Consider the following 14421-nt stretch of genomic DNA (forward strand, 5'->3'; position numbering starts at 1 on the left):
GGTCGGAACATCTGATGACCCGTGGAGAACGCCGAGCAAAGCGCGCTCTTCGTCACGCTGCCGGGCGTCAGTCAGCCGGGCGCACGGAAAGCTGTCAAGCGGCCGTGGATTCCGGCTTTCCCTTGCCCGATCCGGAATGGAGGCGGAACCCGCGGACCATGCCGGGAAAGCCGACTCGTTTTCCGGCCGGATCCGGCCGGAGAACGTTCACAGTGGCTGAACGTTTTCCCGAGCGCCTTGTCCGGTCGGGGCCGGGCACGAGACGGTCGGCGCCAAGGGGGCGCCGATCACGGCGCCGTATGTTCTCGTCCGCACCACTCGAAGAGGAATTCCATGCCGCAGACCCGACGGACCGACGAACTCATGGACGGCACCGCGCTGCCCGCGCCGCGGACGCCGTCCCCGCGTGACGCGCCGGTCCTGCGCTGGGGGGTGATCGCGCCGGGCGGTATCGCCGCCTCGTTCGTCGAGGCGCTGCGCACGCACACCGAACAGCGGGTGGTGGCGGTCGGATCGCGCGACGCCGACCGGGCCCGCGCCTTCGCCGGCCGCTTCGGGATACCCGCGGCCTACGGCAGCTACGCCGAGGTCCTCGACGATGCGCGGGTCGACATCGTGTACATCGCCTCGCCGCACTCCGAGCACCACGCGCATGCCCTCATGGCGATCCAGGCGGGCAAACACGTGCTGGTGGAGAAGGCGTTCACGCGCAACGCCGTCGAAGCGGAGCAACTGATCACGGCGGCCCGCAGACAGGGCGTGTTCTGCATGGAGGCGATGTGGACGCGCTTTCTGCCGCACATGGACGTGGTCCGCCAGGTGCTCGACCTCGGACTGCTGGGCGACGTGCTCACGGTCAGCGCCGACCACGGCCAGTTCATGAACCCGCGCACGGCGTACCGCCTCTTCGCCCCCGATCTGGCGGGCGGAGCCCTGCTGGACCTCGGTGTCTACCCGGTCTCCTTCGCCTCGATGGTGCTGGGGCCGTTCGCCTCGATCACCGCCGTCGGGGACACCACCGACACCGGTGTCGACGCCCAGGCGTCGATCGTCGTCACCAACGACGCGGGCGCGCACGGCGTGCTCAACACCACGCTGCACGCGCGCACCCCGACCACCGCCTCGGTCTCGGGAACGCGCGCACGGCTGGAGATCGAGGGCGACTTCTACGCCCCGGCGACGGTCCGCCTGGTGAGCCGGTCGAACGAACCGCTCGGCTGCCACGTGCCGGTACTGCGCGAGGGCGGCCTGTGCTACGAGGCCGCGGAGGCGGCGCGGTGTGTGGCCGCCGGCAGGCTGGAGTCGGACCTCATGCCCCTGGGGGAGACGCTGAGGGTCATGCGTGCCCTGGACCGGATCCGCGCGGACCTCGGCGTCTCGTTCCCCGGCGAGTGACCCGGCCGCTGTGACCGGCGCGGGGCACGGCGGGTCGCGGACCGCTCGCGCGGCCGGCCGGGCCGGTGGTTACCGGCGGGGGCGGCGCGGACTCAGCTGGACGGCGTGTCCGGAGGCCGTATGCCGAGCCATTGTTCGGCGTCCCAGGCCTCGAACCGCTCCACCTCGGTGAACCCCAGCTTCGCGGCCAGGCGCAGCGAGCCGGTGTTGGCGCACTGGGTGGTGAGCACCACCGGCTCGCCGGGAAGCTCGTCGGCGAGCCAGCCGAGTGCCGCCGTGCACGCCTCGGCGGCGTACCCGTGTCCCCACGCCCGCGGCAGGAACAGGTAGCCGAGGTCGGCCTTGCCCTCCGCGGCCGGGCGGCAGTGTCCCGTCGCTCTCCGGAGCAGAATGTGGCCGATCATCGACCCGTCGAGTTCGACCACGAAACTTCCGGGCCACCGCTGGGGCACCGCGGGCGTCTCGCGCTCCAGCTGGTCGCGCGGGCGGGGACCACCGAGGTAGGTGTGCACCTTTGGCGAGGCGAGAAGCTCGATGAACGCCGGACGGTCCCGGCTCTCGGGCTCACGGAGCACGAGCCTCTCGGTCCTGATCGGCTCAGGCGGCCAGGCAACGGATCCGAGGACTTCCATCGGGACACAGTAACAGGCAGTCGTACCAGGCGAGTTCGGCCGCCGGGGACGACGGCGGGCACGGGCCTGCGACGTGCCGGGCGGGTACGGAGGCTCGCGCCGCCCGAGCACGGCGAGGGTGCCGGGAACACGCCGGAAGGCGGCCCTGCGGGGAGGGTGGAGGCACGCTTCGTAGCATGAGCCGGTGATCATGTCCGGCGGACGGTGTCCCCAGCGGCGGCACGAGCGGCGCGGGCCGGTACGGCGCCACCTGTTCGCCCTCTGCCTGGCCGGGGCCGCTCTGGTGGTCGTCGCGGCGTTCGTGTTCCGTGCCGACAAGGAGAATCACCGGGTCTCCCCCGGCGCTGCTCCCGTGCGGACAACCGGGTCCGCGGCGCCCGGCGCACCGGCTCCGCGCCCCGCCGGGAAGCTGCGGATCGCCGCCGTGGGGGACATCGTGATGGGCTCGCTGCCGGACAAGCTGCCGCCGGACGGCGGAGCCTCGTTCTTCGACCCCGTCGAGAACCTGCTCACCGGGGACGTGGTGCTGGGGAACCTGGAGGGCACGCTCGCCACCGGCGGCACCAGCAAGTGCGAGTCCATCGACGGCCCGAACTGCTTCGCGTTCCACGTCCCGCCGTCCTACAGCCACTGGCTCAAGAAGGCCGGGTTCACGGCGCTGAACACGGCGAACAACCACATCGACGACTTCGGGGCGCAGGGGCGGCGCGAGACGTTCGCCGCGCTGCGCTCCGCGCACCTCGCGTACACCGGCCGTCTGGGCCAGATCACCGTGCAGCGGGTCCACGGGATCAGGGTCGCGCTGCTCGGGTTCGCTCCCGACCAAGGGGCGAGCGATCTCACGGACATCCCCGCCGCGAAGCGGCTCACCGCCCGCGCCGCGGCGATGGCGGATGTCGTGATCGTCGTGATGCACGCCGGTGCGGAGGGCTCGGACCGCATCCATGTGACGCCCGGCACCGAGTACTTCCTCGGCGAGGACCGGGGCGACAGCCACGCCTTCAGCCATGCGGTGATCGACGCCGGCGCCGATCTCGTGGTGGGCAGCGGCCCGCACGTGATGCGGGGCATGGAGTTCTACAGGGGCAGGCTGATCGCCTACAGCCTGGGCAACTTCACCGGCTACGAGGTGCTCGGCCTCGGCGGCACGCTCTCCACCAGCGGTGTGCTCCAGGTGACCCTGCGCCCCGACGGCACCTATGTGTCCGGGCGCCTGCGCCCCACGCGGATCGTGGAGCCGGGGACACCGGAGCCGGGCGGCGAGGCGATCGACCTGGTCTCCGGCGTGTCGGCGGAGGACTTCGGCCCGGACGCCGCCCGTATCTCGGCGGACGGGGCGATCGAGCGGCCGTAGCCGCGTGCGGGCGCCGCGGGCCGGGGCCGTTCAGGGCGTGCCGTCCGGCGGTCTTCCGTGCTTGGGGTCGGGCGGCGGTCCGAAGCGCACGCTGACCTTCTGGAACCCCTTGAAGGCTTCGGTGGCGGCGTACGACCGGTAGGCGCGGCGGTCCGCCGGGCTCAGCCGCACCCGGTCGGTGAACGGCGTCAGCAGGCTGCGCGGCCACAGGCGCATGACCCGCACGGACCCCGCCTCGGCCGCCGCGATGAAGATCAGGGCACCGACGTAGAGCCAGGCGAGCAGGCCGAGGACGATGCCGAACATGCCGTAGGTGGCGGTGGCCCCGCGCAGCACGTGGCTGACGTAGTAGGAGCCCACCCACTGGAGCGCCTGCCAGGCGAAGGCGCCGCACAGCGCGACGCCGGTCAGCCGGCGCAGCGGCAGTCGCCGCTGGGTCAGCAACTGGTAGCTCAGGAGCAGCAGGAAGGCGTTCAGGCACACGGTCCCCGCGGTCGCGGCGAGCCAGCCGCCGCCCCGCAGTCGCGCGCCGAACAGGTACGTCTGCGAGGCCGCCACCGACAGCAGGGTGGACGCGCACAGCCCGACCGCGAGGAGCAGCAGGAACAGCAGCCCCTTCAGCCGCGAGCGGAGCGGGTCCGGGCGGGCGTGCCGGGGGACGGCCCAGATCTTGTTGAGGGCGTACTGCGCGGCCTGGGCGACCCCGAGCGAACCGTAGAGGCTGCCCGCGATGCCCGCGGCCAGGGCGGCTCCGCTGCCGTGGAAGGAGTGGATGTTGTGCCCGAGCTGGTCGCCGATGACCGGGAACTCGCCCAGCGCCGAGTCCATGAGCCGCTGCTGGAGAGCCGGGTCGCCGCTGAGGAAGGTGCCCAGGACGGCGACGAGGATCAGGAGCAGCGGAAACAGCGAGAGGAAGCCGTAGTAGGTGAGCAGGGCCGCGAGGTACATGGCCTGGTCGTCGTAGAACTTGTACACGACGGCGAGCGGCTGGCCCACCCAGCGGTGGCGTCTTTGGAAGCCGTCGGCGCGTTCGAGGAACCTCATGGCGGGCACGCGTGGTCTTCGGCGCCGCGGGCTGCCCGCGTACGGCTCGTGACGTGCTCGTACGGGGATCTCCGCCGGCATCCGGGTGCAGGTCGCATGGGAACCACTCTCCGGGACGTCCGCGCTTGTGGGTGCAGTGTGAGGAGTCTCCCCGCACCCGGCAATGAAACGGTCCTGCATAGGCCGCGCCGTGCGGGATAAGCGGAAGTACGTGGGAGCCCCGCCCCTGGGGCGCCGCAGCGCAACGGAAGGAACGAACCTCGTGGGCATCATCGCCTGGATCCTGATCGGCCTCATCGCGGGCGCCATCGCGAAGGCACTGACCCCCGGCAAGGACCCGGGCGGCTGCCTGGTGACGATGCTGATCGGCATCGTGGGCGGGCTGCTCGGCGGCTGGCTGGGCAAGGTGATCTTCGGCGTCCACTCGATCAACGGCTTCTTCAGCCTCTCGACCTGGATCGCCGCGATCGTGGGTTCCGTGATCGTGCTGCTGCTCTACCGCGTGCTGACGGGACGCTCGCGCTGACCGCGCACGAAGGAGGCGGCTCCCGCGGGGGCCGCCTCCTTTGTGTGGCCGGGTGATCGTCTGTGTGGCCGGGTGATCTTCGTGTGAGCGGTGGTCTCCGTGCGGCGGGTGACTTTTCCTGCCGCGCGCGGTCTCCTGCCGCCCGCGGTCACGCCCCCTCTGCCGGCCGCGAGGCCGCCGGGGAGGGCCGGCCGGTGAAAAAGCTCGCGAGGGCGGACGCGAGCGCTTCGGGGGCTTCTTCGGCCACGTGGTGTCCGGCGTCGATGCCGTGGCCGCGGACGTCCGGGGCCCATCGCCGCCAGATCTTCACCGGGTCCCCGTACAGGTCCTCCAGGTCGTCCCGGCGGGACCAGAGGGCCAGCGCCGGGCAGTGGATACGGGCGCCGGCGGCGCGATCGGCCTCCTCGTGCCGCCGGTCGATGGTGAGGCCGGCCCGGTAGTCCTCCAGCATGGCCCGCACCACGTCGGGGTTGTGCGTGGCCGCGCGCCACTCGTCGTAGTTCTCCTGTCCCATCCTCCGGGGATCGCCGCGGTACCAGCTGTCCGGGTCGGCGTTGATGACGCGTTCGGGGATGTCCGGCTGGGCGAAGAAGAACCAGTGCCACCACTGCGTGGCGAACGTCGCCGTGATGCGGGAGAGGTGCTCGGTGATCGGCAGGCAGTCGAGGAACGCCACCCGCGAGACCGCGTGCGGGTGATCGAGGGCGAGCCGCAGCGCGACGGCGCCGCCGCGGTCGTGCCCGGCGAGCGCGAACCGGGCGTGGCCGAGGGCACGCATCACCTCCACCACGTCACCGGCGACGGCTCGCTTGGCGTATCCGGCGTGGTCGGCGGTGGGCACCGGTCCGCTGGAGCGGCCGTATCCCCGCAGGTCGGGGCAGACGACGGTGAAACCGCTCCGGACGAGGAGCGGGGCGACGCGATGCCAGGTCGCGGAGGTCCGGGGGTGGCCGTGCAGCAGCACCACGGGCGGTCCTTTTCCGCCGTGGCGCACGAAGACCGACGCTTCCTCCGTCTCGACCCGCCTGGTCTCGAAGTCCTCGAACAAGACCTGCCCCTCCGTCCTCACCGACCGGCCGTGCGAGCCGGGCATCGTGCGCGCCGGGCATGGAAGAACCGGCACGGCCTTGCTCCTGCCCCCGCTGGTGACGAGAACGCCGGTGGTGGCGGGCGGGTCGGTGTCCGGTGCCGGAAACGGGAGAGGGGTGCGAGGTACGAGGGGACGACGTTCACCCGACGGCCTCATCGGGACCGGGCGATGTGCACGGCACCCGGTCCCGGCGGGCACCCGCATCGCATGACGTCTGCATGGAGCCGACCGAGCCGACCGAGCCGACCGAGCCGTCCGGGTTCCGGGCCCACGTCACGTCGTATCGGCCGCGTGACGTGGGCCGGCTGCGCGCAACTGCCGCTTCTCGCGCTGACGGCCTGTGATCACGGCGGCGGTGAGCTGCCGCTGCCCGGAGCCGCGCGCAGCGCACGCGGAGGGGCGTCCGAGACGGCCGCCCTCGCGGACGGCGGCCGTCTCCCGGTGACGTCGCCGTGCAGGACTCGGGCACGAAGGGGGCCCGCCGGCGCCTGGTGACCCGCAATGGCTCCGTGCGGGTCACCCTGCCGGCGGACGCCCCGCTGTACGCGACGGACGCGCGCACCGTCAACGGCCGCTCCGCCGTGGGCGTTCCGGCCGCGCGCTCCGCCGACCACCGGTACCGGCTGACGCTGCGCACCCGTCAACGGCGACACCGAGGCCCACCGCGGCCGAGGCTCCCGCTCCGCCGGGTGTCAGCCACCGTCGCCGAGCCGGCCCGCCCACCTCTGCTCCACTCTGGCCAGCCGCCAGTACGCCAGCGCCGCCGCCCAGACGACCACGAACAGGCCGACGATGACGTACCCCACGTTGTCCAGGTCGAGCCCGGCGATCCAGCCGGTCACCGCGTCGCTCAGATCGAGCTTCTCGTGCAGCACCCCGACCAGTTCGATGGTGCCGATCAGGAAGGCGACCGCGATGGACAGGCCGGTGATGGTGAGGTTGTAGAACACCTTGCGCACCGGGTTGGAGAACGCCCACTGGTAGGCGAAGTTCATGAAGGTGCCGTCGAGCGTGTCGAACAGGCTCATCCCCGCCGCGAACAGCAGCGGCAGGCACAGGATCGCGTACCACGGAAGCCCGGCCGCGGCACCGCTGCCCGCCATCACCATCAGGGTGACCTCGGTCGCCGTGTCGAAGCCGACACCGAACAGGAAGCCCAGCGGGAACATCTGGCCGGGCCGGGTGATCGACTTGGTGGCGCGGCCCAGGAACCGGTTCATGAACCCCCGCGAGTCCAGGTGCTGTTCGAGGGCGGCCTCGTCGTACGTGCCCGCTCGCATCGCCCGGAAGACCCGCAGGATGCCCGCGAGCGCCACGAGGTTGAGCGCCGCGATGAGGTAGAGGAAGGTCCCGGAGACGGTGGTGCCGACGACGCCGAGGGTCTGGTGGGTACGGGAGTTGTCGTCGAGCAGGGTGCCGGCGAGCTGTGTGCCGCCCGCGACCAGGGCCGCCATGACGACCACCACGCTGGAGTGGCCGAGCGCGAACCAGAAGCCGACCGATACCGGCCGCTTGCCGTCGGCCATCAGCTTGCGGGTGGTGTTGTCGATCGCGGCGATGTGGTCGGCGTCGAAGGCGTGCCGCATGCCCAGCGTGTACGCGGTCACGCCGAGGCCGATCCCGAACGCCTTGGATCCGACCTCGTAGTGGCCCGGTACGACCAGCAGGAACAGGATGCCGAACGCGACGGCATGCAGGGCGGCGATCACCATCAGCAGTCCGGCGGTACGGACGGTGTCCTCGCGCCGCCAACGAAAACGGGTCGACTCTGTGGGCAGGGTCATACGGTCACGCTCCAGCACCTCGTGGATCTCTTCGTGAAGTGCCGTGGCCGGTCTCCTGGCTTACGGGTGTGCGCGTGTCCGTCCCGGCCTTCCCGTCCGCCGGGCGGCGGACAGTGACCATGCACAACTGGGACGGATACTCCCCGATCACAGTGGCGAGGGCCGCTCCGGCCTGAACCCCGCGAAGGGTTGTCACCGGTCTTCCCGAACACCACGGCCCGCCCACCGTAGGACCGACCACCCATCCCCGCACAACCGCACGGTCGTTCAGGTATCCAAGATCACATTTTTGCGCGGGACCGACACCGCTTTCGGGCACGCCCTGGCGATTCGGCGAAGGCGGAAAAACTTTTACTAACCTTGGGAAAATCATGGCTTGTTTCAGGCTTTCTGACCTCTCGCATGCCGCAATCGACCGACGGGAGACACGAGATGCGACCTCGCACCACGATGGACCACCGGCCCCGGTCGGCCGCCTCGCGCTCCCGGTCCGACTGGGCTCCTGCGGCGGACTGACGCTGGACTACACGCCGGACGGCAACCACTTGAAGGGCGCTGCGGTCATCACGGCTCGGGCCACGCAGAACCTGAGCCGCTTCGACCTCGACCTGTCGGGCCTGCGGGTACGGACCGCCACGGTGCAAGGGGCGAGGGCCCAAGCCGCCCGATCTGGAAACGAGTTGGTGGTGACCGCGAGCGGTCGAGGGCGACGTCGGAGGGCTCGAAGGCTGGATCGAGACCGACGACGGCTCGGCCGCCCTGGGCGAGCCGACCGGCTCCATGACCTGGTTCCCCGGCAATCACCACCCCTCGGACAAGGCCATGTACGACATCCGGGTCACCGTGCCCAGGGGCGCGGACGGCGACTTCTACGACGTGGTGAGCAACGGCGAGCCGATCGCGGAGCGGGACAAGGGCGGGAGGCCTCGAAGATCTCGTCGGTACTCCTGCCGCCCCGCTTCTCCTCCCAGAGCCAATCCGCGTAGACGGCCATCCCCTCGCTGACGGGTGTCCGACCCGCCCGTCTACGGACGCGGTGCCATGGTCCTGCACCAGGTACGCAGGGCCGTCGGCGACGAGGCCCTCTTCCGCATACTCCACACCTGGGCGCGCCAGCACCGGGCAGTTCCTCGCGCTGTGCGAGAGCGAGTCCGGCAAGGAACTGACCGGGATCTTCGACGCGTTGCTGTTCGCCAAGGGCAAGCCCTCTCGGGCGCGAGGAGCCTGACCAGCGAAGCAGCGAGCCCTACGGGAGCCGGCGGGCGGTTGCCGGACGGGCGTTCACGCGCCGGTGTGTTCGCCCGCCCGCTGGGCACGCTCCCGCCGGTAGGACTCCGCGCGGGCGAGGTAGTCCCGGTGTTCCTGCTCCGGGTCCGGGGGCAGGTCCGGCTCGTCGGTGGTGGTGAAGAACTGCACCAGGGCCTCGTTCGAGTTCACGGCGAGGTCTCCGGAGCGGGCGAACATGTCCGACTCGTAGCGGGCGACCGCCTCGTCCAGGGTGGCGGCAGGGTCGGGGCCGACCGCGCGGCTGACGGCGTGCGCGAGTTCCGCGCCGTCCAGCATCGCGAGGTTGGCGCCGTGGCCGCCGAAGGGCGCCATCAGGTGGGCCGCGTCGCCGATCAGGGTGACGCCGGGGACGTGTTCCCAGGTGAGCGGGGCGGGCAAAGCCCAGAAGGCCCGCGGCACGTAGTCGCCGTCGTTGCGGACGATCAGCGCGCGCATGGCCTGCGACCAGTGCCCGAATTCCCGAACGAGATGGGCGCGGATGCTCTCCCGGTCGGTGAGGTCCACGCCCGCCCCGGCGTGCCAGTCCGGTGCCGCGCGGAACGCGATGTAGCCGCGGACCACGCCGTCGCCGTTGCGCTGGAGGATCACCGCGCGGCCGTCGTTGTCGTTGGAGAACATGTGGCCGGCGCCGACGATCCCGGCGACCTCGGGGTGGCGGGAATCGACATCGTCATACCGGGCGTCCAGGAAGCAGACCCCGAGGTGCTGCGGGGTGGCGTCGCTGACCAGGGGGCGGACCTTCGACCACGCCCCGTCGGCGCCGACCACCAGGTCGGCCTCCGTGGTGGTGCCGTCCGCGAACTCCAGGCGGTGCCCGCCGTCGCCGCGCGGGGTCACGCCGACGAGCCGGTGGCCCCAGCGGACGGTGCCGGGCCGCAGGTGGTCGTACATCATGCGGCGCAGCCGGCCGCGGTCGATCTCCGGCGCGGCCGCGTCGCCGGGTTCGGGGGTGAACTCCGCCAGCACCGTGCCGTGGTGGTCGCGGCGGGTGCCGGCCTGCCCCTCCGGCCGGGCCTGTGCCATGAAGGCGTCGAGCAGCCCGGCGTCCTCAAGGGCGATCTGCCCGGAGTCGGCGTGCAGGTCGAGCGTGCCGCCGGTGTCGCGGGAGTCCACGGCGTCGTCGGCGTCGTACACGGTGACCTCGATGCCGTGCCCTTGCAGGACGCGGGCGCAGGTCAGACCGGCGGGCCCGCCGCCGATCACGCAGATCCGGGGGGTGCTGTTCGTCATCGGGACCTCTTCCTCGGGTGGCGCGGGTCGCGAACGCGTCGCGACAGCACCCGTCTGGGTGCAACCGCTAAAAAAGCGTAACAGCTAAACTTTCGAAGCGGGTCCATGAACGCGGTAAAGTGTCGGCGTGACCGAGATGGGGCGCCGAGAGCGCAAGAAGGCAGCCACCCGCCAGGCCCTCGCCGACGCGGCACTGCGCCTGTTCTCCGAGCGGGGCTACGACGAGGTCGGGGTGCGGGAGATCGCCGACGCGGCCGACGTCTCCGTGACGACGCTGTTCAAGCACTTCCCCGACGGCAAGGAGGCGCTGGTCTTCGACCAGGACGTGGACCGGGAGGCGGCCCTGGTCGCGGCGGTCCGCGAGCGTCCCGCCGGGCAGTCCGTACCGGGGGCCCTGCACCAGATGCTGCTGGGCGAAACCTCCCGGCGGGTCCATGCCGACCCCCGGTTCGACGACTTCCTGCGCCTGGTCGACACCACCCCGGCGCTGCGCGAGTACGCCCGCAGGATGTGGCTGCGGCACGAGCACGTCCTGGCCGCGGCGATCGCCGAGGACGCCGGGCTGCCCGCCGACGATCCGGGCTGCCGGGCGCTGGCCCACTTCGCGCTGGAGGCGCCCGTTCTCGTCCGCGGGTCCCGCGACCCCGACGCCGCCCTCGGCCGGATCTTCGACCTGCTCGCCAACGGCTGGACCGGCGAGCGCGCCGGCTGACCCGGCGTCAGCGTCCGTCCGCCGCCGGCCGCGGGGAGGCAACCGGCGGGCGCAGGCGGAATTGGCCGTACGGCAGTTCTGCCGGTGCTTCCGCATGGTCCGGCGGATGCCGTCGTGGTCGACTTCCTCAGGGCGGTGAGGGCGCGGCAGTTCCGACGCCGCCGGCCCGAAGACCGCTCCCCGGCCCCCCTGACCTGGAGGGGGTGAGGGACCTCGACGCACGTGAAGGAACCGGACATGAACAAGATCAAGGCCGCGCTCGTCGCCGCCGCCCTCGCCGTGGGCGGGCTCGGTGTCGCCGCCGCCCCGGCCCAGGCGGCCGGCTGCACGTACATGGGCACGCCTTACGACTGCGGCTACCCCGTGGCGTCCGAGGCGCTCCCGAACGGCACGAGGCAGATCTTCATCATCGGCACCGACCAGGCGGTGTGGACGAACTGGAGCCGGTCCGACGGCAGTTGGCACGGGTGGCAGTCCATGGGCGGCATCGCCGGGAGCGGCGTCTCCATCTGGGGCGTGAGCGACGGCGGCTGGGTGTTCTCCATCGTCGTCACGGGCACCGACGGCAGCCCCTGGCACCGTACGCGTTCCACCGACGGGACCTGGTCGCCCTGGTCCCTCCCCGCCTGCCCCGAACCGGACTACAACACCTCGTGCTGATCCCTTGCCCCAGCGGCCCCGCGCCCGCCGGCGGCGGCCGGGCGGGTGACGCAGACCGGGCGGGCACGGCCTAGGTTGGGGGCAGGTCACCGGCGGCAGCGGGCACGAGAGCAGTTGGCGCTGGCGGTGGGCGACGTCATCGGGCACGGCCTCCAGGCCGCCGCGGTCATGGGCATGCTGCGCAGCGCCCTGTCGGCGGCCGTGCGCGCCCTGGCGCGCCCCGCGCAGGCTCTGGAGGTGCTGGGGCTGTACGCCCGGTCGATCGACGACGCGCTGGGCACCACCGCGGTCAAGGCCACCGGAGACCGGCGGAGCCGGCTGATCACCTACAGCAACGCCGGGCACCCGCCCCCGGTGCTGGTGCAGGGCAACAGTACGACCGAGCTGCTGGACCAGGCGCGCGACCGCAGCATGTGCCCCGCCCGCAGGCCAGCCTCCTACAAGCCGGCCGACACGCTGGTGCTCTACACCGACGGGCTCATCGAGCGCCGTGAGGAGGACATCGACACCGGTCTGAACCGGCTGCGGGATGTCCTCGCCGAGTGCGGCCGCCTCGGGCCCGAGCGGCCGGCCGACACCGTGCTGGCCCGTCTCGGCGTGGCCGGCGGCGGCCGGGACGACGTCGCCCTCGTCGTCGTACGCCTGTAGTCCGGGTGGTGTCCCCTGCTCAGAAGTACCCCTCCTTCGCCGAGAAGCCCCGCTCCCGTGCTCCCGGCAGCGGGCCCGTTCCCGGACACGCCTCCGTCTCCGGGAGGCGGCGGACCGCGTAGACCGTGGTGTCGTCGGCCAGCCGGCGCCCGCTGTGCCGGAGCACGCCGTCGCGGACCCGGCGGACCAGGGGGCCGGGCGCGGCGCAGCCCGGATCGGCGGCGACCGCGGCGGCGACATCGCCGTGCAGGTCGTAGAACTCGCCCTTGCGGTCACGGGCCTCGGTCACCCCGTCGGTGACGAGCAACAGCGTCTCCCCCTGTGCGAGCGGCACCCGGTGGGTCGGCGGCAGCCCGCCGATGAGATCGCCGAGGCCGAGCGGCACCCCGTCTCCCGCGGGCAGTTCGCGTACCCCGTGCGGCCCGACCGCGAGCGGTGCTTCGTGCCCGAAGTTGACGACATCGACCGTTCCGGGTGTGTCCCTGGAGAAGGCGACGAGCACGGCCGTGGCGAACCGGTCGCGGTCCTCCCGGCCGATCGCGGCGGTATGCACCCGGTGCCGCAGCATGCGGATCTCCAGCCGCTCGGCGACCGTCCGGAGGTCGTCCTCGTGGTAGGCGGCCTCGCGGAAGGTACCGAGCAGTGCGGCCGCCGCCTCCACCGCGCCGAGTCCCTTGCCCTGCACATCGCCGACGAGGACACGGGTGCCGTAGGGGCTGGGCTGGATGTCGTAGAAGTCGCCCCCGACCTGCGCCTCGACATCCGCGGCGAGATACACGCCCGCCTGCTCCAGACCGGCCCAGCGTTCGGGCAGCGGGCGCAGTACGGCCCGTACCGAGGTCTCCAGGATGTCCTGCATGCGCAGCAAGCGCCGCTGCTGCCGCACCCGCAGTGCCGCCACCAGGGTGGCCAGCACACCGCCCAGCGCGACCAGCACGAAGTCGGGCAGGCCCGCCTCGTACTGCCGGGGCCAGGCGTTGTCCACGAGGACGTACGTCACGAGGGACACCACGGCGAAACCAGCTGTGGTCCCCACCCCGCAGACCGCGGCGGCCAGGCCGGGCACCAGGACGATCCAGGAGACGATCCGGAACTCGGCGCCGGTGTTGAAGTCCAGCGTCACGGTGCCGATGAGCAGCAGCGATGGCAGCAGCCAGGCGTAGCCGCGCACACCGTTCCACTGCGGGCGGCCCCGCTCGTGCTTGATCACTCTCATGGCGGCCGCGTCTCCATGCTCCACAGCGAAGCATGGGCCGACCCGCCCCGCATGCGGACCCCGCCCAAGAGAGAGGGCGCTGGGACTGGACCCGGCCTCGCCGGTGATCTGGTTCGGCTCACCTGACTAGACCTCCGGCGGGGCCGAGCGATGCTGGGCACGCTCGAACAGGAGGTACGGGAGTCCGGTATCGCGGGCCGGAGCGCGCCGGCCGCCTGGTTCGCATGCTGGGCCGCCGACAGCCCCGCGGAACCGCCCGCGCCGCGACCGGCCTCGTGAAGACGGCGCGGATGCGCCTGGCGGCAGCCGGGCGGACAGGGGGCGACGGGCAGGGGGCGTTCGAGCGGCGGTGACACCCCGCCCCCGACCGTGGTCTACGACCTGGGCAGCGGAGGAAGCGCCGGTCGCGCCGCGGCGTCCGGCTGTCGCCTCGGCAATGGGCTTGTCGCGAGGCCGGGCAACGCCATCGCGCCTATGACGTGGTCGAGTTCACGCAGTATGCTCGTCGCCGCGTCTCGCACGCGCGCGGGTACATCGCCACGCTCCGCGACAAGTTGGTGGTAGATCGGAGCGTCCTGAAACATGTGGTCCCTTCCGTAGTGATCATGACTGGTACGGCCGCCGAGTCTAAGGGCTGTCCCGCGACGATCTGTCTCTGTGTCCTGATCTCGGCCTTCTTGGGCCGAAGCGCGCACTGTGGCCGCGCGAGCGGACCGGCCTGAGCGGCCGTCGGACAGCCGCCTGCCGTCGGCGCGGCAGGCCGCGGTACGGCTCGTACGCGGCCTGCATGACCAGCGTCGGTGTTTCGGCCACGGCCGTGTTCGACGACCGGCCAGCTCCGGC

General features: G+C 72.1%; 12 protein-coding genes, 1 pseudogene and 1 riboswitch. Of the genes and pseudogenes, 7 read left to right on the forward strand and 6 right to left on the reverse strand.

The features are described from left to right. The first annotated feature begins 333 nt into the window (after positions 1-333). Positions 334-1395 (forward strand): Gfo/Idh/MocA family protein, encoded by a 1062-nt coding sequence (locus AC069R_RS22610; protein WP_478768608.1) that lies wholly within the window; start codon positions 334-336, stop codon positions 1393-1395. A gap of 92 nt (positions 1396-1487) precedes the next feature. On the opposite strand, the gene AC069R_RS22615 is transcribed toward AC069R_RS22610, so the two are convergent. Continuing rightward, positions 1488-2027 carry a GNAT family N-acetyltransferase gene (locus AC069R_RS22615; protein ID WP_478768609.1) on the reverse strand — a complete coding sequence of 180 codons (540 nt, stop codon included), beginning with the start codon at positions 2025-2027 and terminating at the stop codon, positions 1488-1490. Between the two features lie 190 nt (positions 2028-2217). Between AC069R_RS22615 and AC069R_RS22620 the strand changes: the two genes are divergently transcribed. After that, positions 2218-3381 (forward strand): CapA family protein, encoded by a 1164-nt coding sequence (locus AC069R_RS22620; RefSeq protein ID WP_478768610.1) that lies wholly within the window; start codon positions 2218-2220, stop codon positions 3379-3381. A gap of 30 nt (positions 3382-3411) precedes the next feature. Here AC069R_RS22620 and AC069R_RS22625 read toward each other — a convergent pair whose 3' ends face one another. Continuing rightward, entirely contained in the window at positions 3412-4425 is a 1014-nt protein-coding gene (locus tag AC069R_RS22625; protein WP_478768666.1) for a YihY/virulence factor BrkB family protein, read from the reverse strand. 262 nt (positions 4426-4687) lie between these two features. Here AC069R_RS22625 and AC069R_RS22630 point away from each other — a divergent pair, with 262 nt between their 5' ends. Beyond that, a complete protein-coding gene (locus AC069R_RS22630; RefSeq protein WP_397988108.1) occupies positions 4688-4951 on the forward strand; it encodes a GlsB/YeaQ/YmgE family stress response membrane protein in 264 nt (87 codons plus the stop codon). A gap of 148 nt (positions 4952-5099) precedes the next feature. Here the strand turns inward: AC069R_RS22630 and AC069R_RS22635 are convergent, their stop codons facing one another. Together AC069R_RS22635 and nicT are read right to left on the reverse strand one after the other, a co-directional pair. Next, positions 5100-5999 carry an alpha/beta fold hydrolase gene (locus tag AC069R_RS22635; RefSeq protein WP_478768611.1) on the reverse strand — a complete coding sequence of 300 codons (900 nt, stop codon included), beginning with the start codon at positions 5997-5999 and terminating at the stop codon, positions 5100-5102. Positions 6000-6733: 734 nt separating this feature from the next. Beyond that, positions 6734-7825 carry a Nickel transporter NicT gene (gene nicT, locus AC069R_RS22640; RefSeq protein WP_478768612.1) on the reverse strand — a complete coding sequence of 364 codons (1092 nt, stop codon included), beginning with the start codon at positions 7823-7825 and terminating at the stop codon, positions 6734-6736. 28 nt (positions 7826-7853) lie between these two features. Next, positions 7854-8056, reverse strand: a riboswitch (cobalamin riboswitch). A 140-nt stretch (positions 8057-8196) separates the two neighbouring features. Here nicT and AC069R_RS22645 point away from each other — a divergent pair. Then, positions 8197-8749: pseudogene (locus tag AC069R_RS22645) on the forward strand (hypothetical protein); the annotation flags it as partial. Positions 8750-9106: 357 nt separating this feature from the next. Here AC069R_RS22645 and AC069R_RS22650 read toward each other — a convergent pair. Next, on the reverse strand, positions 9107-10342 hold the full coding sequence (locus AC069R_RS22650) for an FAD-dependent oxidoreductase (RefSeq protein ID WP_478768613.1): 1236 nt from the start codon (positions 10340-10342) through the stop codon (positions 9107-9109). 136 nt (positions 10343-10478) lie between these two features. Here AC069R_RS22650 and AC069R_RS22655 point away from each other — a divergent pair, with 136 nt between their 5' ends. The 3 genes from AC069R_RS22655 to AC069R_RS22665 all read left to right on the forward strand — a co-directional run bounded on the left by AC069R_RS22655 (position 10479) and on the right by AC069R_RS22665 (position 12362). After that, positions 10479-11054 (forward strand): TetR/AcrR family transcriptional regulator, encoded by a 576-nt coding sequence (locus AC069R_RS22655; protein ID WP_478768667.1) that lies wholly within the window; start codon positions 10479-10481, stop codon positions 11052-11054. Positions 11055-11291: 237 nt separating this feature from the next. Beyond that, positions 11292-11714 (forward strand): DUF8189 domain-containing protein, encoded by a 423-nt coding sequence (locus AC069R_RS22660; RefSeq protein ID WP_478768614.1) that lies wholly within the window; start codon positions 11292-11294, stop codon positions 11712-11714. A gap of 114 nt (positions 11715-11828) precedes the next feature. Further along, positions 11829-12362 (forward strand): PP2C family protein-serine/threonine phosphatase, encoded by a 534-nt coding sequence (locus tag AC069R_RS22665; RefSeq protein WP_478768615.1) that lies wholly within the window; start codon positions 11829-11831, stop codon positions 12360-12362. Between the two features lie 19 nt (positions 12363-12381). Here the strand turns inward: AC069R_RS22665 and AC069R_RS22670 are convergent, their stop codons facing one another. Further along, on the reverse strand, positions 12382-13578 hold the full coding sequence (locus AC069R_RS22670) for a PP2C family protein-serine/threonine phosphatase (protein WP_478768616.1): 1197 nt from the start codon (positions 13576-13578) through the stop codon (positions 12382-12384). Between the last annotated feature and the right edge of the window lie 843 nt (positions 13579-14421).

The organism is Streptomyces sp. NPDC043952 (assembly GCF_056435325.1).

What these genes read in the sequence shown, in the direction of transcription:
- AC069R_RS22610 (WP_478768608.1), top strand. Translation starts at nt 334, where the DNA reads ATGCCGCAGACCCGACGGACCGACGAACTCATGGACGGCACCGCGCTG.
- AC069R_RS22615 (WP_478768609.1), bottom strand. Translation starts at nt 2,027, where the DNA reads ATGGAAGTCCTCGGATCCGTTGCCTGGCCGCCTGAGCCGATCAGGACC.
- AC069R_RS22620 (WP_478768610.1), top strand. Translation starts at nt 2,218, where the DNA reads ATGTCCGGCGGACGGTGTCCCCAGCGGCGGCACGAGCGGCGCGGGCCG.
- AC069R_RS22625 (WP_478768666.1), bottom strand. Translation starts at nt 4,425, where the DNA reads ATGAGGTTCCTCGAACGCGCCGACGGCTTCCAAAGACGCCACCGCTGG.
- nicT (WP_478768612.1), bottom strand. Translation starts at nt 7,825, where the DNA reads ATGACCCTGCCCACAGAGTCGACCCGTTTTCGTTGGCGGCGCGAGGAC.
- AC069R_RS22650 (WP_478768613.1), bottom strand. Translation starts at nt 10,342, where the DNA reads ATGACGAACAGCACCCCCCGGATCTGCGTGATCGGCGGCGGGCCCGCC.
- AC069R_RS22655 (WP_478768667.1), top strand. Translation starts at nt 10,479, where the DNA reads ATGGGGCGCCGAGAGCGCAAGAAGGCAGCCACCCGCCAGGCCCTCGCC.
- AC069R_RS22660 (WP_478768614.1), top strand. Translation starts at nt 11,292, where the DNA reads ATGAACAAGATCAAGGCCGCGCTCGTCGCCGCCGCCCTCGCCGTGGGC.
- AC069R_RS22670 (WP_478768616.1), bottom strand. Translation starts at nt 13,578, where the DNA reads ATGAGAGTGATCAAGCACGAGCGGGGCCGCCCGCAGTGGAACGGTGTG.